The 20,335-nt window shown below is 32.9% G+C and carries 19 protein-coding genes; 13 read left to right on the plus strand and 6 right to left on the minus strand.

What is annotated here, in order from left to right; all coding sequences use genetic code 11:
• Positions 1-38: 38 nt before the first annotated feature.
• From NNL09_RS21340 to NNL09_RS21375, 8 genes are all read left to right on the plus strand, one after another.
• Positions 39-1,100: an acyl-CoA reductase gene (locus tag NNL09_RS21340; RefSeq protein ID WP_196909974.1), complete on the plus strand. Its 1,062-nt coding sequence runs from the start codon at positions 39-41 to the stop codon at positions 1,098-1,100.
• A 228-nt stretch (positions 1,101-1,328) separates the two neighbouring features.
• Entirely contained in the window at positions 1,329-2,393 is a 1,065-nt protein-coding gene (serC, locus tag NNL09_RS21345; RefSeq protein WP_196909973.1) for a 3-phosphoserine/phosphohydroxythreonine transaminase, read from the plus strand.
• Positions 2,394-2,465: 72 nt separating this feature from the next.
• Positions 2,466-3,416, plus strand: a complete 951-nt coding sequence (locus NNL09_RS21350; RefSeq protein WP_025665577.1) for a D-2-hydroxyacid dehydrogenase — start codon at positions 2,466-2,468, stop codon at positions 3,414-3,416.
• Between the two features lie 174 nt (positions 3,417-3,590).
• Entirely contained in the window at positions 3,591-4,223 is a 633-nt protein-coding gene (locus tag NNL09_RS21355; RefSeq protein WP_025665576.1) for a DUF937 domain-containing protein, read from the plus strand.
• Between the two features lie 118 nt (positions 4,224-4,341).
• Positions 4,342-4,854, plus strand: a complete 513-nt coding sequence (locus NNL09_RS21360; protein ID WP_196909972.1) for a hypothetical protein — start codon at positions 4,342-4,344, stop codon at positions 4,852-4,854.
• Positions 4,855-4,858: 4 nt separating this feature from the next.
• On the plus strand, positions 4,859-5,755 hold the full coding sequence (locus NNL09_RS21365; RefSeq protein WP_196909971.1) for an arabinofuranosidase catalytic domain-containing protein: 897 nt from the start codon (positions 4,859-4,861) through the stop codon (positions 5,753-5,755).
• Between the two features lie 47 nt (positions 5,756-5,802).
• Positions 5,803-6,231 (plus strand): DUF6146 family protein, encoded by a 429-nt coding sequence (locus NNL09_RS21370; RefSeq protein ID WP_025665573.1) that lies wholly within the window; start codon positions 5,803-5,805, stop codon positions 6,229-6,231.
• A 31-nt stretch (positions 6,232-6,262) separates the two neighbouring features.
• On the plus strand, positions 6,263-6,784 hold the full coding sequence (locus NNL09_RS21375; RefSeq protein WP_025665572.1) for a DUF6787 family protein: 522 nt from the start codon (positions 6,263-6,265) through the stop codon (positions 6,782-6,784).
• Here NNL09_RS21375 and NNL09_RS21380 read toward each other — a convergent pair.
• The 3 genes from NNL09_RS21380 to msrA all read right to left on the minus strand — a co-directional run bounded on the left by NNL09_RS21380 (position 6,781) and on the right by msrA (position 8,302).
• Positions 6,781-7,080, minus strand: a complete 300-nt coding sequence (locus NNL09_RS21380) for a hypothetical protein (RefSeq protein ID WP_025665571.1) — start codon at positions 7,078-7,080, stop codon at positions 6,781-6,783. The two genes, NNL09_RS21375 and NNL09_RS21380, sit on opposite strands and share 4 nt — an antisense overlap.
• A gap of 63 nt (positions 7,081-7,143) precedes the next feature.
• Positions 7,144-7,740 carry a GTP cyclohydrolase I FolE gene (folE, locus tag NNL09_RS21385; RefSeq protein WP_025665570.1) on the minus strand — a complete coding sequence of 199 codons (597 nt, stop codon included), beginning with the start codon at positions 7,738-7,740 and terminating at the stop codon, positions 7,144-7,146.
• Positions 7,741-7,750: 10 nt separating this feature from the next.
• Positions 7,751-8,302: a peptide-methionine (S)-S-oxide reductase MsrA gene (gene msrA / locus NNL09_RS21390; RefSeq protein WP_196909970.1), complete on the minus strand. Its 552-nt coding sequence runs from the start codon at positions 8,300-8,302 to the stop codon at positions 7,751-7,753.
• A gap of 145 nt (positions 8,303-8,447) precedes the next feature.
• Here msrA and NNL09_RS21395 point away from each other — a divergent pair, with 145 nt between their 5' ends.
• Together NNL09_RS21395 and NNL09_RS21400 are read left to right on the plus strand one after the other, a co-directional pair.
• The gene (locus tag NNL09_RS21395) at positions 8,448-10,883 is read left to right on the plus strand and encodes a DUF5916 domain-containing protein (RefSeq protein ID WP_196909969.1); all 2,436 of its coding nucleotides are present in this window, start codon (positions 8,448-8,450) and stop codon (positions 10,881-10,883) included.
• A 55-nt stretch (positions 10,884-10,938) separates the two neighbouring features.
• Positions 10,939-11,601, plus strand: coding sequence for an ABC transporter ATP-binding protein (locus NNL09_RS21400; protein ID WP_025665567.1), 663 nt, complete (start codon positions 10,939-10,941; stop codon positions 11,599-11,601).
• A 132-nt stretch (positions 11,602-11,733) separates the two neighbouring features.
• Here the strand turns inward: NNL09_RS21400 and NNL09_RS21405 are convergent, their stop codons facing one another.
• From NNL09_RS21405 to NNL09_RS21415, 3 genes are all read right to left on the minus strand, one after another.
• Positions 11,734-12,567: a M57 family metalloprotease gene (locus NNL09_RS21405; protein WP_196909968.1), complete on the minus strand. Its 834-nt coding sequence runs from the start codon at positions 12,565-12,567 to the stop codon at positions 11,734-11,736.
• A 696-nt stretch (positions 12,568-13,263) separates the two neighbouring features.
• Positions 13,264-14,106 carry a M57 family metalloprotease gene (locus tag NNL09_RS21410; protein WP_196909967.1) on the minus strand — a complete coding sequence of 281 codons (843 nt, stop codon included), beginning with the start codon at positions 14,104-14,106 and terminating at the stop codon, positions 13,264-13,266.
• Positions 14,107-14,671: 565 nt separating this feature from the next.
• A complete protein-coding gene (locus tag NNL09_RS21415) occupies positions 14,672-15,730 on the minus strand; it encodes an AraC family transcriptional regulator (protein ID WP_196909966.1) in 1,059 nt (352 codons plus the stop codon).
• A 255-nt stretch (positions 15,731-15,985) separates the two neighbouring features.
• Between NNL09_RS21415 and NNL09_RS21420 the strand changes: the two genes are divergently transcribed.
• The 3 genes from NNL09_RS21420 (at position 15,986) to NNL09_RS21430 (ending at position 20,178) form a co-directional block, all read left to right on the plus strand.
• Complete coding sequence (locus tag NNL09_RS21420; RefSeq protein ID WP_196909965.1) at positions 15,986-16,759, plus strand: TIGR02757 family protein; 774 nt, start codon at positions 15,986-15,988, stop codon at positions 16,757-16,759.
• A gap of 142 nt (positions 16,760-16,901) precedes the next feature.
• Positions 16,902-18,371, plus strand: coding sequence for a hypothetical protein (locus NNL09_RS21425; RefSeq protein ID WP_025665563.1), 1,470 nt, complete (start codon positions 16,902-16,904; stop codon positions 18,369-18,371).
• 4 nt (positions 18,372-18,375) lie between these two features.
• Positions 18,376-20,178, plus strand: coding sequence for a cytochrome-c peroxidase (locus tag NNL09_RS21430; RefSeq protein ID WP_196909964.1), 1,803 nt, complete (start codon positions 18,376-18,378; stop codon positions 20,176-20,178).
• Positions 20,179-20,335: the final 157 nt, after the last annotated feature.

Raw genomic sequence — 20,335 nt, forward strand, 5'->3', positions numbered from 1 at the left:
CAAAAATAGCTCGTAAACTAGTGATAAACAAATAAGAAATGTTATTAAATGATCGTATCAAAGCTTTTTCTGAATTAGGAAAGTTTCTTAGTCAATTCAAATCCACTGGTTATGAGAAGGTTAATACCATTTATCATAACGATGATTTTTTTGATAAAATGCTTCATAAAATTACTACTGCCGTACATCATAATGGGTGGTTTACAGAAGAAAATGTACTTTTTTCTCTAGAACAATGGAGTAATGCTCTTACCGAGAATAGTTTAAAAGATTGGTTGTCTCCTTATACATTAGAAAAAATAGAACCAAAAACTGTCGGTATTGTTATGGCAGGGAATATACCATTAGTAGGTTTTCATGATTTTCTTTCTGTATTAATTTCTGGGCATCACGTTTTGGTAAAACAATCTTCTAATGATAATCAGTTGTTACCTTTTTTAGCTTCGTATCTAGTAGCGGTAGAACCTCGATTTGAGGCATCTATTAAATTTACTTCAGAAAAATTTAAAAATTTTGATGCAGTAATTGCCACCGGAAGTGATAATACTTCTCGATATTTTGAATATTATTTTGGTAAAGTCCCCAACATCATACGAAAAAACAGAAATTCTGTTGCCATTTTAACAGGAAATGAGACCAAAGAACAACTCGAGGTACTAGGTAAAGATATTTTTAGATATTATGGATTGGGATGTAGAAGTGTATCAAAACTAATGGTCCCAAAAGGGTATGATTTTGATTCTTTTTTTAAAGCTATTTATCCATATCATGATGTCATTAATAGTGCAAAGTATGCTAATAATTATGATTACAATAAAGCAGTTTACTTAATGAGTAATTACAAATTATTTGAAAACGGCTTTTTAATGCTCAAAGAAGACGAAAGCTATGCTTCCCCTATTGCAACCTTGTTTTATGAAACCTATGATTCTAAAGATCAGTTAAGCAAAAAAATTAAGAGTGACAGCGAAAAGATCCAGTGTGTTGTAGGCCTTGATTTTTCTCCAGAATGTATTGAATTTGGAGAAACGCAAAGCCCTCAACTTTCAGATTATGCAGATGGTATAGATATTATTGAGTTTTTGACAAAAATTAATTAAATAATTTATCATTTTGATAATGATTTTGTATCATATTATTAGCACCTTTGTGGTGTTTTTTCTAACACTGTTTTTAGAGTAAAGAAAAAACAACGAAACCATACTATTTAACAACAATAAAACTACTAATGAAACTGATACAATTAGATAACCGTTAACATAAATAGTTATAAGATTTTTAATTGTTGAAGATTCCATGTGGCCATTAAAAACAACAAACATTAGCACATGAAAAAGCATAATTTTAGCGCTGGACCCTGTATTTTACCACAAGAAGTATTTAAAGAAGCATCACAAGCAGTGTTAGATTTTAACAACTCTGGTCTTTCTATTCTAGAGATATCGCATCGTAGTAAGGATTTTGTAGATGTTATGGAAGAAGCCCGTAGTTTGGTTTTAGAATTACTAGGTTTAGAAGGAAAAGGATATAAAACACTTTTTCTTCAAGGTGGAGCAAGTACTCAATTTCTTATGACCGCTTATAATTTATTACAAACAAAAGCTGGGTATCTAAATACAGGAACCTGGAGTGATAAAGCCATAAAAGAAGCTAAGCTTTTTGGTGAGATCGTAGAAGTTGCTTCTTCAAAAGATTCAAATTTTAATTTTATCCCCAAAGGGTATAATATTCCTAAAGGATTAGATTATTTACACCTAACTAGTAATAATACTATTTTTGGTACACAACTTAAAGATTTTCCTTCTACCGATACTACTCTTGTATGTGATATGAGTAGTGATATCTTTTCTAGACAGATGGATTTTTCTCAATTTGATTTAATTTATGCTGGTGCTCAAAAAAATATGGGCCCTGCAGGAGCTACTGTTGTAGTAATTAAAGAAGATATTTTAGGGAAAGTAAACAGACAAATTCCTTCTATGCTTAATTATCAAACGCATATTAGCAAAAGTAGTATGTTTAATACGCCGCCTGTGTTCTCGGTATACACATCAATGCTAACCTTAAAATGGATTAAAAAATTAGGTGGTATTTCGGCAGTAGAAGAACTTAATGAAAAGAAAGCTAAGCTTATTTACTCTGAAATAGATGTAAATCCATTATTCGAAGGTTTTGCTGCAAAAGAAGATAGATCAACGATGAATGCAACATTTAAACTTTTAAATGATGATCTTAAAGAAACTTTTGATGCTATGTGGAAAGAAGCAGGAATTAATGGAATTAACGGTCACAGAAGTATTGGAGGATATAGAGCTAGTATGTACAATGCATTAAGCCTTGAAAGTGTTGCTACTCTTGTAGATGTAATGGGTGATCTAGAACGTAAAGCGTAAAATATTCTAACAATAATCATTTAAGACAAGTCAAATTAATAGGACTTAATATTCAAAATTTAAAACTTGAAAATGAAAGTATTAGCAAACGACGGAGTATCTCAAAGCGGAATTGAAGCTTTAGAAAAAAAAGGCTTCGAGGTTTTAACAACTACAGTAGCTCAAGATCAATTAGTTAATTATATTAACGAAAATGAAATTTCTGTACTACTTGTGCGTAGCGCAACTAAAGTAAGAACAGATATTATTGATAATTGTCCTTCTCTTAAGATTATTGGCCGTGGTGGTGTAGGAATGGATAACATAGACGTAGCATATGCTAGAGAAAAAGGACTACATGTAATTAACACTCCCGCAGCATCTTCTGGATCTGTAGCAGAGTTAGTTTTTGCACATTTATATGGTAGTGTACGTTTTTTACATGATTCTAACCGTAATATGCCTCTCGAAGGAGATAGTAAATTCAAAAACCTAAAAAAAGCATACGGTAGTGGTATCGAATTAAGAGGAAAAACTCTTGGAGTAATAGGTATTGGGCGAATCGGACAGGCAACTGCAAAAATTGCAATTGGAGTTGGAATGAATGTTATTGCTTATGATCCTTTTATCGAAGAAGTAGAAATACCATTAGAGTTCTTTGATGGGCAATCATTAACGTTCAAAATCAAAACTGTATCCAAAGAAGAGGTGCTTAAAAATTCTGATTTTTTCACACTACACGTTCCTGCTCAAAAAGAATATGTGATCGGGAGTTCTGAAATTGAACAAATGAAAGATGGTGCAGGAATCATTAATGCTGCAAGAGGAGGCGTAATTGATGAAGTAGCATTGGTAGAAGCCCTAGAAAAAGGGAAACTAGGTTTTGCAGGACTTGATGTATTTGAGAATGAGCCTAGCCCGGCAATCAAAGTATTGATGAATAATAAAATATCGCTAACACCGCATATTGGTGCGGCTACAGGAGAGGCACAAGATCGTATTGGCCAAGAATTAGCTGAGCAAATTATTAAGATTCTGAACTAGATATAAAATATAAATTACATAAAAAAGAGCTGTTTCAATGATTGAGACAGCTCTTTTTTTACTTTTCATCCTGTAAAATGGTTTTTTATCCCATTTTTGTCAAAATAAAACGAGTTAATAATTCTAATTCTGGTATTAAAAATGTAAATTTAGATTCATTAAAAAATATTTACAATGTCAGGAATTTTAGATCTATTAAATAGCCCAATGGGCAAGCAAATTATCAACGGTGTGAGCTCACAAACGGGCCAATCCCAAGATAAAACCGGAGACCTATTAAGTATGGCTATGCCTGTACTTATGGGTGCAATGCAACGAAATGCATCTACACCTGAAGGAGCTTCGGGACTATTAGGAGCATTAACTGGTAAGCATACAGGTGGGATTTTAGATAATTTAGGAGGTTTATTTGACGGTGGTGTTGATCAAAGTGTTACTAATGATGGAGCTGGTATTCTAGGTCATATTCTTGGAAATAAACAACCTGCAGTAGAAAATGCTTTAAGTCAAAAATCAGGAATCGATGCTGGTTCTGTGGCTCAAATACTAAAAGTTGCCGCTCCAATTCTTTTAGGAGTATTAGGAAAACAAGCTAAACAGAATAATGTAAACGATGCTAATGGATTATCAGGTCTACTAGGTAGTATGTCTGGCGGTGGTACTAAGCAACAATCATTGATAGAATCTTTCTTAGATGCAGATGGTGATGGAAGTATTCTTGACGATGTTGCCGGAATGCTATTAAGTAGTGGAGGAAAGAAAAAAGGAGGTCTTGGAGGGCTGCTTGGTGGTCTTTTTGGAAAATAATACTCCTACCCAATAAGTCAAATAATATAATTTTTATTATTTTGATGTATCAAAAGAAAGGGCTTATTAGAGTTATATAACTTTAATAAGCTTTTATTTTAACCAACTACCTACTAACATGAAAAAATTACTAATTTTAGTAGTGTTTTTATATTACACAAGCACTATTGCTCAAATCGATGCTAATGCATTACTGGGATTGCCAGGAGCTACTACAACCGATATAAATGGTATTAGTACAGCTACAATACAAGAAGGATCTTTAATCTTCGATACAGTTAAAAAAAAGGTATTTCAATTTAATGGAACAGAATGGAAAGAATTACTCGAATCCCCATCTGTATTCGCTAAAACCGGAAATTATACTCTTGTAGATACTGACAATCATAATATACTAACCTTTAATAGCACAACAGATGTTACATTAACAGTTCCTGCGGGACTTCCTATAGGGTATAATGTTAGTATCTATCAACTGGGAGTAGGAAAAGTAACCGTCACAGGAGCCGCAGGGGTAACTATAAAAAATAGATTATTACGATTTAAAACAGCAGGATTAGATGCAGGAGCTGGTATCGTATGCACAGCAACCAATACATTTCATATCACTGGGGATTTAAAAAGAAATTAATAGCATGGCAAGATTATTACTTTACATAGGTCTGTTTTTTTCTAGCCTTGGTTATTGTCAAATTGGTCAATACAATAATTTCCCTACGATGAGGCCGTCTCATATCCTCGATGAAAAACTTACTAATATTAGCTTTGCTTTTTCCTTAAGGGTGCTAGAATCTGATTATAATGGACCTCTTATACGCCTAAGAAGAGATAGCGATAACGCCCAACAAGATTTTGGGTGGGACGATAATGATATTGTGGATGTGGCAGCAATAGATACCTGGAGAGGTGCTGCAAATGTATTTGTAGTCATATGGTATGATCAAAGTGGTTTAGGTAGAAATGCTATTCAGAATACCAATGCATTTCAACCACGGTTTATAACCGATCCCGCCAGACCTTATTTTTTTGGAGATGGTAGCAATGATCGGTTAGATATCAATACAAGTATTCAAATTCTTACTAATGCAGGAGTTAACGGTTCTGTTTTTACAGTTTTATACTCTACTTCTGATAATCAGTTTTCATTCGGTACCAGGCAACCTGGTGTTAATAGAAATCGATGGTCTATTCATGTAAACTGGACAAATAACAGAGTTTATTTTGATTCTGGGATTTGTTGTAGTGATCCTGTTCGATGGGCTTCTAATACGAATAATCAATGGCAACAGTTCTCTTTTATTCGCGCTAATGTTGTACAGACAATTCGACGATCCGGTACTATTCTTAGAACTGGAAACTATACTTTGGGTCGTTGTACTGCAACAAATGGAGCGGGTATTCTATATTCTAATGGAGCCAATCGCGAATTTGCCACAAATCGATTTACCGAACTCATTATGTATCGCATGGATATTAACCTTGTTGATATTCAGGAAATTGAACAAGACCAGATTGATTTCTGGAATTTATAATTTCTACAACACTATCGTATTCTTTTTTTAGATATATTTATAAGATCATGAAAAATTGTATTTATATATTAATCATAGGAATATTCATTTATAGCTGTTCTACAACCAAAAACAGAAAAATGGATGTAGCTACAACCGATACTGCTTCAGATACCATAAGGATCGCAAATGATAGCCTGGAATATGAAATTATTATTATAGAACCTGGATTTAATTCATGGTTAATTACTCAAAGACCCAGAGGGTTTTATTCTGAAACATTTTTAGAAACCAGAAATCGTATCTATGTTACAGAATACAATCAAAGAGTGATGCAACCGCAGCGATTTGATCCTAATTTATATCTTCAACAAATTAATTATGATCCCGTGATTCATTATGGGTATGAAGTAAATTATCTTCTATATAATTACTTTCTATATTTTGAGCAGCAATATCGACAACGATTTATTGTAACAAGAGGGCGACGATTTTGATTTCCATTCTTTTTAGTTGTATTTTTGTGACATGCAAAAATTTAAGGAACGTTGGGAAATAAAGGATAATTGGCAATTAATCTTTCCTATATTAGGGCTGCTAAGTCTAGTATTCTCGTCTTATCTGATTGGTAAGTATATTCTAAAACTATTACCAATTACCCAAAACGATAGCATTTATATTGGTGTACTATCTGCGATAATAATTTTTCTATCTTCATTATTTCTTTTTATTACCTTAAAACTTTTTAATGTTCTCGAAACAAAATGGAACGTTTCTTATCGATGGGAACTCATTGCCATTTTTATTGCGTTTGCTGTAACGGGTTCTACTGCTGCCCGTGTTTCTGATCCTATACTTACTTTTATAGGGATACATAGGGATACAACAAATGGTTGGTTGTATTGGCCTGCAAGAATACTATTGATATTTCCTGTATATCAAATATTACTTATTATCGTAGGGTGGCTCTTTGGACAGTTTAAATTTTTCTGGGATTTTGAAAAAAAGATGTTAAGTAGAATGGGATTTGCTCGTTTCTTTAAAGATTAAGAAATATCTACATCAATAATATCTTTTACTTTTTCCTTTTTAACCACATAGGTATATACCCACATAATAGTAAACGTTGGTATAATATCCAAACCTGGCAAAGCTTCTTCTACAAAGGTAAATACCCCGGCAGCCTTACCAACATTACCTTTATACATTCTGGTCATTAACCAACCTGCTAAAGGAGCCCATATCACATCTGCAAACTCCCCTACTCCAGGAATCACATAGCTAATCATTCCTAAGCCATCGAAAAGTAAACTTAATCCAAGTTTTTTATATTTATCTTTTGCCATATTTAATACATAATTTATAGTTTAATATACAATAAATAAAGCAAAGAGTATTCCAAAAATTTGTTATCCCAGATCTGCTGTAATTAATCTCAAAAACTCTGATCGGGTCTCTATTTTTTCAAATTGTCCTCTAAAACCAGAAGTAGTTGTTACAGAATTTTGTTTCTGTACTCCACGCATCATCATACACATATGAGAAGCTTCAATTACCACAGCAACACCTTTAGGTTTTAAGGTAGTATTGATACATTCTAAAATATCATGAGTAAGTCGTTCTTGCACTTGTAATCGTCTGGCAAAAACATCAACAATTCTAGGTAATTTACTTAGCCCTACTATATAACCATCGGGAATGTATGCAATATGTGCCTTACCAAAAAATGGTAACATATGATGTTCACATAACGAATACAATTCAATATCCTTAACTATTACCATATCGTCATAACCTTCCTTAAACATAGCGCTCCTAAGAATTTCGGCAGGATCCTGATGATATCCTTGTGTAAGAAATTGCATTGCCTTTGCCGCTCGCTCGGGAGTTTTTACTATCCCCTCTCTTTTTGTATCTTCACCCAGATCCTCAATAATAGATTCAAATTTCTCTTTTACTTCTTCGGTTACTTTTATGTTGTATTCCTCAAAATTCTTATATAACATAGCAATAATTCTATTTTTCTTTTTTCAATTTGTTTTTAAAGGTAGTATTTAATTTATTAAGTTTTGGATTTATCACAAATTGACAATATCCCTGACTACTGTTTTGGTTATAATAATCCTGATGATATGTTTCGGCATTATAAAATGCTCCTAATGCCGTTACCTCTGTAACAATCGGATTATCAAAAACAGATTCATCCTCAAGCATTCTAATTACTTGTTCTGCGATCTGCTGCTGCTGTTCATTGATATAAAAGATAGCACTTCGATATTGTGTGCCACGATCTGCTCCCTGACGATTTAAGGTTGTAGGATCATGTGTAGCAAAAAACACTTCAAGTAATTCCTTATAGCCAATACATTTGGGATCATATTCAATTTTAATTGCTTCGGCATGCCCTGTTCTTCCTGTTGTTATTTCGCGGTATACGGGGTTCTTTATTGATCCTCCTGTATATCCAGATACCACTTTTACGACTCCTTTTAAACGCTGAAAAACTGCTTCTGTACACCAAAAACAGCCACCAGCAAATACTGCTGTTTCAAAATTATTTTCTTCCATAACTATTTAGTCGTCTTTTTTTCAACGAAAATACATATATGCAATACCATTTTTTGCTTTTTAACTTTTCGTTAGTACCACATCTCCTAATACAAGCCTAGTTTTGCAACTAATCAAAAAAAAGTAAGGTTTTTATTACAATTTTATGAATATACAATTACATTCAAAAGCTTATGCTATATTTTTACTTTTCATTACATTACAATCTTTTGCTCAAGAAAGAAAGGAAATTATAGCAGAAAGAATAAGTAATCCTCCTAAAATTGATGGTGTTCTTGATGATGATGTATGGAAAACCCTTCCGGCTCATGGTAATTTTCAGATGTGGCAACCTGGAAACGAAGGTGAAATACCAAAAGAGATCCAATCTGAAGTAAAAATGGCGTATGACAATAAAGCTGTTTATTTTGGAGTCTACTTATATGACGATCAACCCGATACAGTATTACGCCAATTTAGCCAGCGAGATGATATATTTGTGCAAACCGATCATTTTAGTATCGCGATAAATACCTACAATGATGGAGTTAATGAAACTCGTTTTTATATTACCAGTGCTGGTACTATTGGTGATGCTAGAGCAGATCAATTCAATGAAGATTTTAGTTATAATGTAGTTTTTGATGCGAAAGTTTCTTTTGATGATCAAGGATGGTATGCAGAGTTTAAAATACCATATAATGCATTACGCTTCCCGGAAGTGGATATACAGGATTGGAGTATCAATTTTTATAGAAGATCTCTAAGTCGAAATCAGACCCATACCTGGAACTTTATTGATAACAAAATTGGGCAACGTACGCAATATAATGGTTTGGTTAAAGGCGTAGAGAATGTTAACCCTCCTGTAAGACTTACTTTTTTCCCATTTGTGCAAGGTCTGGTATCACACTCTGATGGAGATACCGAAACTGATTTTAGTGCAGGGATGGATGTAAAATACGGGTTAAGTGATAGCTTTACATTAGATGCAACTCTAATTCCGGATTTTGGGCAAGCAGCTTTTGATGAAGTTCGTCTTAATTTAGGGCCGTTCGAACAAACTTTTGGAGAAAACAGGCAGTTCTTTACTGAAGGCACAGAATTATTTAATAAAGGAAATATTTTCTTTTCTAGAAGAGTTGGCGGTAAACCCTCTACATCTATATCAGACGATGACCTTAATACGAATGAAGTTGCAGAAGATGCTCCTTCTAAAGTAAACCTCCTTAATGCCTTAAAAATTTCGGGAAGAACAAAGGGGAATCTGGGTATCGGTTTTTTTAATGCGATTACAGAAAAAACAGAAATTCGAATTACCGATACTATCACTGGTGCTGTGCGCAAAGAAGTAGTTGAACCTATTTCGAATTACAATATTTTTGTATTAGACCAACAGTTTAATAAAAATTCTTCTGTTTCCTTAATTAATACTAATGTAACTCGTAGTGGTAGCAAGTTTAGAAATGCAAATGTAACAGGGTTGGTATGGAATCTTGCCAATAAGGCAAACTCTTATCGCCTAACCGGAAGATCTTTGGTTAGTCACATAAATTCTCCGGGAGATAATATTGGTGGCTTTGCGTCAGAGCTTGATTTTGATCGTATAAAAGGTAAAATCAGATATGGTTTTGGCCATGATTTGGCAAATACGACATATAACATTAATGATTTAGGAGTAAATTTCAGAAATAATTTTAATAATTTTAGAGTAAGTGCTTCCTATCAAATCTTCGAACCTAAAGGATTATTTAACACGTATCGTATTAATGTTTTTGCAAGACATAGACGACTATATGATCCTAGTATTCAAACACAAAATTCTGTAGGTGCAAATTGGTTTTTTGTAACCCGAAAACGATTTGGTTTTGGTGGAAGAGGATCTTATAACTCTAAAAATCAAGACTATTTTGAGCCTCGTGTAGGCGGAAGGTTTGTTACTTTTAGTCGAAGTATTGGTGGTAGAATGTTTGTTTCTTCTGATTATCGAAAAAAGTTCGCCTATGATATTAGTGCCGGAACAAGGCAATGGTTTGGTGATGGACAAAAGATATATAGAATAGAAGTTTCTCCTAGGTATCGATTTTCTGATAAATTATTAGTGATATGGAGATCAGAATACTATAATCGCCCAAATAATTTTGGATATGTTGATGATGATGGTACAGATGTATTTCTAGGACAACGAGATATTGTTTCGTTAGAAAATTCTCTAAGTGCTAGTTATAATTTTAATCCCTATAAAGCTGTAAATTTACGTTTTCGAAACTTCTGGAGTACTGCCGATTATTCTGATAATGTATTTTATATTTTGAACGAAAACGGATCCAGAACTCAAATTGATTATGATATTTCAGAAGATAATCCCAACACCAATTTTAACATTTGGAATCTGGATTTAAGTTTTAATTGGAGATTCGCACCTGGCAGTGAAGCTACTCTACTCTATCGCAATCAAATTTTTAATGATGATGAGTTATCTACTTTAAATTACACACAAAGTCTGGATAATTTATTTAACAAGCCTATCAAACATACTTTATCATTAAGAGTGGTCTATTTTCTTGATGTGAATAATTTAAAGCGTTCTTCTAAAGGATAATCTTGGGGATTCTAATGATATTGATTACTTTCACTCCTTCAAGTATAGAAAACAGATGATCAAAGCTAATAATATTCATAAAAATTATGGAGACCTTCATGTTCTTAAAGGAGTAGATCTTCATATCAAACAAGGAGAAATTGTTTCTATCGTTGGTGCTTCTGGTGCAGGAAAAACAACATTATTACAAATTTTGGGCACATTAGACCGTGTTAGCGAAAAAAAAGATTGTGAATTATCGATTAATGAATCCAATATTAATACATTATCTCAGAAACAGCTTTCAAAATTTAGAAACGAACAACTTGGTTTTATTTTTCAATTCCACCAGTTATTACCAGAATTTACTGCACTAGAAAATGTGTGTATTCCTGCTTTTATAAAAAAAACTCCAAAAGCCAAGGTAGAAAAAAGAGCCAAAGAACTCTTAGATTTCTTAGGGCTTTCTCATCGATATGATCATAAACCTAGTGAATTGTCGGGAGGAGAACAACAACGAGTTGCAGTGGCCAGAGCACTAATCAATAATCCAAAAGTGATTTTTGCTGATGAGCCATCTGGAAATCTAGATAGTGAAGCTGCAGAAAATTTACATCAATTATTTTTTAAGCTTAGAGATGAATTTGGGCAAACCTTTGTTATTGTAACGCATAATCAAGAGTTAGCCGATATGGCTGATAGAAAGCTGGTTATGGTAGATGGTAAGATTGTAGGGTAAATCCGGTGGCATATAACAGACCATATCTATACTATGAATATTATTTCAGGACGGGACAAAAAAATAAAAAGGCTGCATAATTAATTATACAGCCTTTTCTTAATAAATTTCAAAGTTCTTAATAATTTTATATTAGTATATATACTGGAGAGCAGCTACATCCCCACTACTAAAACGACCAGTAGCTCCAAATGCTCCACATGAAATCATGATTGATGATCTATCTACGCCTGTTGGAGTTCCTGGGATATGAATAGCACCATCTTGTCCTTGTCCTTCATTTTGACCATTATCACATGATCTAGCAAACCAGTCTGTATGACGTAAACCAATACAATGTCCCATTTCGTGAGCAATTACATGTTTAGAATAAGTTACACCTCTACTACCTACACTAGGTCCGATTCTTGCCCACTTGTAAGGTCTTCCTCCTGAAGGAAATCCAGCTAATCCACCAGCACCTAGGTCTCCACGTACATAAACTACTATATCTGCTGCTTGATAATTAGTACCAAAACTAAGACTCATTCTAATCGTTAACCCTAAACTGTTATAGCTGTTTACCGCTTGCCTTAAACCTTGTTGTGCAGCTTGGTTTAATCCATTACCACCACCACCTGTGTATCCTAATACTGTGATTGTACGGGCAGAAACAAGATTTCTTGTTCTATATTGCTTCATTCCATTATCCAAAGACTCTAAACTTGGCTGATCTGCAAGTCCAGCAACTGGTATCCCAAGATCTGTACCATTAACGAAGTAGTCTTCACTACTTCCATCCAAATCTGTAACCGTTTTAACAGTCACATTATTTGTATTAACCCCCATGCTTTCTAACTTAAGAAGTTGTTCTTTTGTAGGAGTATTATCTATTTCATTTACTTCTGCAGCTACTTCTTCTTTTTGACAAGAAGTAATGCATCCTGCCACGATAGCGCTAAGCGCTAATAATTTGATAGTTTTCATATTATTAAGTTTGTTAATTTGTGTGAGTCAACAAAAACCAAAAGGTTTTCTATCATCTCGATTAAAAAAATTAGATATTAAGAACTTTGAAATCTTAATACTAGTTAGAGTATGTAATCTTTATTGTTCTAAATGAAGCTGTTAAGCATATCGCTAAACAACAAAGCATAAACCGGATAGAGGCTAAAAAGACCTCATATGAATCAAAATTTGGAAAGTTACTTTTTGATTGTTCCTCAATAAGAATTTTTAAATCTCAACTTTTAGGCTTTCAAAATGGTCCCTAAGAATCCTAAAATTGCATTAAAAAAAATATTCCGGCTTATAACTTTGTAGCAACCAAGAATTTAATCTATAGTTATCCTATAGACTATTGTTTATTTAGTAAAAACAAAATTGGAATACTGTTGAATAGTGTTTTCATAAGTTGAATGTTTGTGTAAAATTAGTTGATGCTAAATTCAACAAAAAAAGGACTCAAATCAATAATTAGATGTCTCTAATCACGATTTAAGACATCTTAAATCGTGATTAAAGACATTTACAAATAAGTATCAAATATAGTAAATATAGGAGGTAACAGAACTTTAATTAACTATAGTACACCTATTCAAAAGGAAAAAAATTAAAATACGAAAAGACTGCCTTTTCAGGCAGCCCCCTCTAAAAAAAATCAAAGTTCTTAATAAGTTTATATTAATATAAGTACTGCAATGCAGTAACATCATTTCTATTTAGAGTCCCATTTTGAGGGTTTCCTTGTGCCGGACAAGAAATCATAAAAGATGTAATATCCACTCCAGTTGGAGTTCCCGGAATATGGATAGCACCATCAGCACCTTGACCTTCTGGTCGACCATCACATACTCTTCTCTGCCAATCTGTATGACGTAACCCTATACAATGCCCCATTTCATGAGTGATAACATGTTGAGTATACGCAACTCCTCTGTTTCTAACATTAGGTCCTATTCTTGCCCACTTATATGGTCTTCCACCAGAAGGGAATCCTGCTAATCCACCAGCTCCTAAATCACTTCTTACGTATACTACCAAATCAGCTGCCTGATAGTTGGTGCCAAAAGTGAGTCTCATATTAAGAGAAGTATTTAAATTATTATATGTATTAACAGCTCTCTGTAAGGCCTGCCTTCCAGTATTAGACAGTCCATTACCGCCACCACCTGTATAACCTAATACATTAATTGTACGGTTATTACTAGAGACAATGTTTCTCGTTCTATACTGCTTCATCCCGTTATCCAAAGATTCTAAGCTTGGCTGATCTGCAAGTCCGGCAACCGGTATCCCTAGATCTGTACCATTAACAAAGTAGTCTTCACTACTCCCATCCAAATCTGTAACTGTTTTTACAGATACATCTTCTGTATTAACTCCCATGCTTTCTAACTTAAGAAGTTGTTCTTTTGTAGGAGTATTATTTATTTCATTTACTTCTGCAGCTACTTCTTCTTTTTGGCAAGAAGTAATGCACCCCGCAACGATAGCGCTAAGCGCTAATAATTTGATAGTTTTCATATTTTAAGTTTGTTAAATTTGTGTGAGTCAACAAAAACCAAAAGGTTTTCTATTATCTCGATTAAAAAAATAGATATTAAGAACTTTGAAACCTTAATATTAGTTAGAGTATGTAATCTTTATTGTTCTAAATGAAGCTGTTTAAGCATATTGCTAAACAACAAAGCATAAACCGGATAGAGGCTAAAAAGACCTCATTTGAATCAAAATTTGGAAAGTTTTTTGATTGCCACTCACTCAATAAGAAATTTTAAATCTCAACTTTTAGGCTTTCAAAATGGTCCCTAAGAATCCTAAAATTATATTTAAAAAAAAATCCGGTTTATAACTTTGCAGAAATCAATTATATAATCTATGATTTACCTTAATAAATTCTTTAGTTTGTATCTAAGGGAACTAGAATTGGAATGCTGTTGAATAGTGTTTTCATAATAAGTCGATTGTTTGTGTAAAATTAGTTGGTGCTAAATTCAACAAAAAAAATGCACAAATCAACAAACAGGTGTCCCCTAACATGATATAGGATGTCTTAAATCATAATCATAAACATATAAAAACAAGATAATCAGTCATCTGCGTTTTTTGCATATGATGAAGGAGAGACTCCAACAATATCTTTGAAATTTTTGTAAAATGATGCCCTGGAATTAAAACCTACCTCATTAGCTATTGCAGAAATGCTAAATTTTTTATGCCTATCCATAGACAAAAGCTGTTTAAATTCCTCTATCCTATAATAATTGATATAATTATTGAAATTTTTATGTTCTATCTTATTAATTGCTTTAGAAATTAGCCTTTCTGGCAACTTTATCTCTTTGGCAAATGTTTTTAAGGTAATTGAAGGGTTTAAATACGCTTTGGTTTCTGTCATATATTCTTCAATAATCCTTATAATATTTTCTAGTTCTGCCTTAGTTTCTTTTTCTTCTACTTTAGGAGAAATCATATTTATAATATTAACCTGTACCAAACTCGCAATGGTAACATAATAGAGAGAAAGTAAAAGAATAGTATTCATCAAATACCTATAAGATTTTTCACTAATAAACAGATTCAATGAGTTACCCGAAAGATTAAACAGGATACAGATAATACAAAAAACAGTTAACCAATTTAATGATTTGTTTTTGGTGACTTCATAATAATAAGGTAATTGTTTTTTATGCTTATTATTAATTTTAATAATCATAACAGACATCGTTACGATATAGACAGCACCAACAATGTTCATTATTTTGCCAAAATGCATTTCTTTTAAAGTAGTATGCATTTCCGGGTTTTGCAGCACTAGAAGAAAAAATACTGATAAAAACAAAAACTCTAAGATTGCAGGGATATAGTAATAGAATTTTCGCTTTATATAAATTCCAGCCGTTTCTACTGCGTAGAAAAATAAAAAACTCATACTTAACAAATTAAATCGAAACGGATGATAATAAATAGCCGGATGCTTAACATACTTAAAAACAAAATACATTGCCATCTCGACACATAAAGTAACAAAAAACAATCCCAGATATCTATTAATATGAACTTTTTTAGATCGGTAAAAAAGTAGAATAACAGTAATAACTAACGTTTGTAAGCCACTTATTAAAAATAAATAATCTATAATTTTCATCTCAAGAATCTTTAAATAACAAAAAACCACTGACTGTTATTAATATAGATCAATAGAAATGCCTATATGTTTTGTAACATAATAAAAACTATCTTGTTAATGGTATTAAAATAGATAAACTTTTTAACACATAAATTTATTGTACATAAAACTCAAATCTGTATTTTATTTAACCTTTTTCTTAAATATTAATAGATATTCATTAAAATTATCATCTTTGCTGATGATAAAACAATAAAATGATAATATATCCCCGTGAAGAAATTTAACCATATCGACCTCAAAGATTTTCTGGATGAAAAGGCATTTTACTACGAACAACCAAAATTTATTGAAACAGATCCGGTACAGATTCCTCATCTATATACTGAGAAAGAAGATATTGAAATCTCAGGATTTCTTACTGCCACTATTTCCTGGGGGAATCGAAAAAGCATCTTAACCAATTCTCACAAATTAATGTCACTTTTGGGGAATAGCCCGTATGATTTTATAATGAATCATACCGAGATAAATCTTCAAGATTTTAATGGTTTTGTACATAGAACTTTTAATAGTACAGATCTCTCCTACTTCATCACAGCACTACGACATATATATACTAAGTATGATGATATGGAAACTTTTTTTAAATTGTATAAAGAAGAAGACAACTTTCAGACCGCAATTCATAATTTTAAAAAAGAATTCTTTTCCTTACCGCATCCGATTAGAACAGAAAAACATGTTAGTGACCCTCATAAAAACTCTGCTGCCAAACGAATCAATATGTTTCTACGGTGGATGGTAAGAGATGCTTCTGCCGGAGTTGATTTAGGTATTTGGCGTAACCTCTCCCCTGCTCAATTATCATGCCCCTTAGACGTGCACTCGGGAAACGTTGCTCGTAAATTGGGATTGCTTACACGCAAACAAAATGATGGAAAAGCATTGTTAGAGCTTGATACAAAACTGAGAAGCTTAGATCCCATAGACCCAGTTAAGTATGATTACGCATTATTTGGACTTGGAGTTTTTGAAAAATTTTAAGTTTAGAACCATTCTAAAGAGTAATCTTAACTTTACATTCTAAACATTTAGATGATATTTCTTTAATAAACATAAAACATCTTCATAAAGCTGTTGAGGTATGCCTTAAGCTAAATTTGTGGAAACAAAAATCCACACAATCATGAAAAATTATCTTATTACTGCCTCTTTAGGTGCTGCATTACTATTGGCTTCCTGCAACCTAGACGATTACACAGGAGGTCCTACTAAGCCTCCAACAGGAAAAATTGAACTAAAAAATCATTCTATCTCTCCTGTTTTATTAGAAAAAACCCCTGAGTTTTCTGATATAGAAATATACAATCTGCTTTCTTCTGAAGATACCTATATTCCTGATTTCACATACGGTTCTATGGCAGATGGTGCAGGATTACTTCGTAATAAAAACGGAACATTTACTTTAATTAATAATATAGAAGCAGATTATTCTGTTGCCAGAATCACATTAGACGAAACTTTTAAACCAATTAAAGGAGAACATATCCTTAATGCTTTGGCCACAGCAAATACTGCCCAGTGTTCTGGTTCACTAATTACTCCATCTATACATGGTTTTGGCCCTTTATATCTTTCTGGTGGTGAATGGGGAGGAAATTCTAAAGGTGTTTTTGCAACTAACCCATATAAGAATGCATCAGAAGCTTCTGCTCCAAGAATGTTGACTGCACTAGGGCAATGGTCTACCGAGAATGCTGTGGCACTAAGCAGACGTGCATATCCGGGTAAAACTGTCGTTTTTATTGGTGATGATAATAGTAATAACGAAGTTCCTTCGGGACAATTAGGAATGTATGTTGGCAGACAAGGTGATCTTGAAGGAGGTAAATTATACGGGTTGAAAGTAACCTCTCCAGGAGTAACCTACGAGGTAGATATGGAAGAAGGAATTTCTTATGATATGGAGTTTGTAGAATTAACCGAAAAAGATATTGATTTATTAGATGCCGAAGCTAAAGAAAAAGGAGTAATGGGGTTTTCTAGATTAGAAGATATAGATTGGAGAAGAGGGCGTAGCAGAAAGAACAACCAAGAAGTATACTTTGCTGTAACAGGAAGAGATAAACCTGGATTAATAGGAAAAGGAACACGTTCTGGGAGAATTTACAAAGTAGAACTAAATAATAGAAATCCATATGGCCCTGGTAAAATAACTTGTGTATTAGATGGTGACAAAATTGGTGGTACTGCCGAAGCTTTTCACAGTCCTGATAATATTTTGGTAACCAAAAACTACGCTTACATACAAGAAGATCCAAATGGGATTCAAGATTTTAAACCTGCAGCAAATCATTATTCGAGATTGTATCAATACAATTTAAACACCAGAGAATTAAAAGTAGTATTAGAATGTGATCAGCCTAAAGCAGCAGCATCTGGATACGGTAGTTTAAATAAGATATGGGAAATAACAGGTATGATCGATATATCAGACGTGATAGGTGTTGATGAAACTTTTCTTATGATTACTCAAAATCATGGATGGGAAAGAGCAGACGGAACACCTTTTACCGATCCTACAGCAAACCCTGATGTAGCAAATAGCCGTAAAGAAGGTAGTATGCTTTATGTAATTAAAGGTTTAGAACGATAGACATATGATTTTATTTAAATACAACAAAGAGGCTTATTTTATGATAAGCCTCTTTATCATATTTGGTATTTTTTCTTCTTGTTCAGAAAAGAAAGAAGTAAAAATAGAAAATGCACCATTCAATATCCAAATGAAAGAACAATTCATAACCGATATTACTATGGCAATTAATCACCTGGATAGCGCTAAAACCGATACGACCAATGTCAAAAAGCATTTTCTTCAATCCAGAAAGTATTTCAAAAAAACTGAACCCATTTTGGCTTCTCTGGATATTGAAAATTATGGCTTCTTAAATCAACCTAATATTTTGAAAGTTGAAGAAGATGACTTTACCGATATAAAAACTAAACAACCAAGTGGATATCAAGTTCTCGAAGAAGAGATTTTTACAGAAGAAATGAATGCTGTACTTGTGAACAAGCACTTAAATCTGGTATCAAACAGGTTAAAATTAATTAGGAAAAATATCAGTTTTAATCACTTAAAGACATATCATTTTTTATGGCTATTTAGAAAATCAATAGTTCAAATTGCACTTACAGGAGTAACAGGTTTTGATTCTCCTGTCTTAGAAAACTCTTTAGAAGAGTCTAAAGTAGTATACCAAAGTTTAAAGACTTATTTATCTATCTTTAAGAATGAATTTAACGACGTAGCACTTTTAAAAAAATGGAACCACGAAATAGATGCGTCAATTAAAGATTTAAATGCTAATTTTAATACGTTTAACCGATATAATTTCATTAAAAACCATACGCATAAACAATTAGAATTATGGAATCAAGTTGTAGATGATTGGCGTGTGAGCTTTCCTTTTGAGTTAGCAATAAAAAATAATGCTACTTCTCTTTTTTCTAAAGATACTTATAATCACACCTATTTTGCTGATAGAAATTCTGGAGAAATGACTTTGGGAAAAATAGCATTGGGAAAAAAGTTATTTTACGATACTAACTTATCTTCGAATAAAAAAATTAGTTGTGCAACCTGCCATCATCCAGACAAAGCATTTACAGATGGCTTGAAAATTGGAGCAAAAGTTACACGCAATACTCCTACATTATTTTATGCTGGTCTTCAAAAGGCATTTTTCTATGATAAAAGAGCCGGTAGTTTAGAAGGTCAGATCATTGCCGTAATAGAAAATGAAAATGAATTTCATACAGATTTAGAAACGCTAAGACAAGTTGTTATACAAGATAGTACATACACAAAAAGTTTTGCCGAAGTTTTTAAAAACCAAAAGGTCGGTAATGCCGAAATTAGGAATGCTATAGCTAGTTATATAAGAAGTTTAGCACCTTTTAACTCTAAATTTGATCGCAACATAAACACTCTCGAGAATACGCTTACTCAAAATGAAATTAATGGTTTTAATCTTTTTAATGGTAAAGCCAAATGTGCTACATGTCATTTTGCTCCTGTTTTTAATGGTACTGTACCTCCTAACTATAGAGAATCAGAAATCGAATTAATCGGAGTTCCAGAACAAAATGACACTATCAATGCCACTATTAGTGCCGATTTAGGGAGGTATTATGTGTATAAAACTCCCGAAAGGAAACATTTTTTTAAGACTCCCTCGGTTAGAAATGCTGGAAAAACAGCTCCTTATATGCATAACGGAGTATATACTACTCTAGAAGATGTTATGGATTTTTATAATCGCGGAGGCGGTATTGGTATTGGTATCCAGAATGAATATCAAACCTTACCTCCCGATCCGTTACATCTCACTAATCAGGAAATAGAGGACATTATTTCGTTTATACATACATTAGAAGATGATATTGAAACCTATTAAAAAAGAATTTGATTGCTAATTACCCATTCATCAATTTAAGATATAGGTGGTCGCATATCTTTCTTAAGTTACATTACGGTTATCACGTAAAATTGTTATGTAATGCTAATTAATTCGTAATATCTGGGTTATTTTTGTTAATTTTATTAGGAATTGA

The organism is Aquimarina sp. EL_43 (assembly GCF_943422735.1).
Lineage (GTDB): Bacteria > Bacteroidota > Bacteroidia > Flavobacteriales > Flavobacteriaceae > Aquimarina > Aquimarina megaterium.

Excerpts from the sequence above, each read along its gene's own strand:
- NNL09_RS21375 (WP_025665572.1), top strand. The coding sequence starts at position 6,263 with ATGCAAAAATTTAAGGAACGTTGGGAAATAAAGGATAATTGGCAATTA.
- NNL09_RS21395 (WP_196909969.1), top strand. The coding sequence starts at position 8,448 with ATGAATATACAATTACATTCAAAAGCTTATGCTATATTTTTACTTTTC.
- NNL09_RS21410 (WP_196909967.1), bottom strand. The coding sequence starts at position 14,106 with ATGAAAACTATCAAATTATTAGCGCTTAGCGCTATCGTTGCGGGGTGC.
- NNL09_RS21350 (WP_025665577.1), top strand. The coding sequence starts at position 2,466 with ATGAAAGTATTAGCAAACGACGGAGTATCTCAAAGCGGAATTGAAGCT.
- NNL09_RS21340 (WP_196909974.1), top strand. The coding sequence starts at position 39 with ATGTTATTAAATGATCGTATCAAAGCTTTTTCTGAATTAGGAAAGTTT.
- NNL09_RS21425 (WP_025665563.1), top strand. The coding sequence starts at position 16,902 with ATGAAAAATTATCTTATTACTGCCTCTTTAGGTGCTGCATTACTATTG.
- NNL09_RS21355 (WP_025665576.1), top strand. The coding sequence starts at position 3,591 with ATGTCAGGAATTTTAGATCTATTAAATAGCCCAATGGGCAAGCAAATT.
- msrA (WP_196909970.1), bottom strand. The coding sequence starts at position 8,302 with ATGGAAGAAAATAATTTTGAAACAGCAGTATTTGCTGGTGGCTGTTTT.
- NNL09_RS21405 (WP_196909968.1), bottom strand. The coding sequence starts at position 12,567 with ATGAAAACTATCAAATTATTAGCGCTTAGCGCTATCGTGGCAGGATGC.
- NNL09_RS21430 (WP_196909964.1), top strand. The coding sequence starts at position 18,376 with ATGATTTTATTTAAATACAACAAAGAGGCTTATTTTATGATAAGCCTC.
- NNL09_RS21415 (WP_196909966.1), bottom strand. The coding sequence starts at position 15,730 with ATGAAAATTATAGATTATTTATTTTTAATAAGTGGCTTACAAACGTTA.
- NNL09_RS21380 (WP_025665571.1), bottom strand. The coding sequence starts at position 7,080 with ATGGCAAAAGATAAATATAAAAAACTTGGATTAAGTTTACTTTTCGAT.
- NNL09_RS21360 (WP_196909972.1), top strand. The coding sequence starts at position 4,342 with ATGAAAAAATTACTAATTTTAGTAGTGTTTTTATATTACACAAGCACT.
- NNL09_RS21365 (WP_196909971.1), top strand. The coding sequence starts at position 4,859 with ATGGCAAGATTATTACTTTACATAGGTCTGTTTTTTTCTAGCCTTGGT.
- serC (WP_196909973.1), top strand. The coding sequence starts at position 1,329 with ATGAAAAAGCATAATTTTAGCGCTGGACCCTGTATTTTACCACAAGAA.
- NNL09_RS21370 (WP_025665573.1), top strand. The coding sequence starts at position 5,803 with ATGAAAAATTGTATTTATATATTAATCATAGGAATATTCATTTATAGC.
- folE (WP_025665570.1), bottom strand. The coding sequence starts at position 7,740 with ATGTTATATAAGAATTTTGAGGAATACAACATAAAAGTAACCGAAGAA.
- NNL09_RS21400 (WP_025665567.1), top strand. The coding sequence starts at position 10,939 with ATGATCAAAGCTAATAATATTCATAAAAATTATGGAGACCTTCATGTT.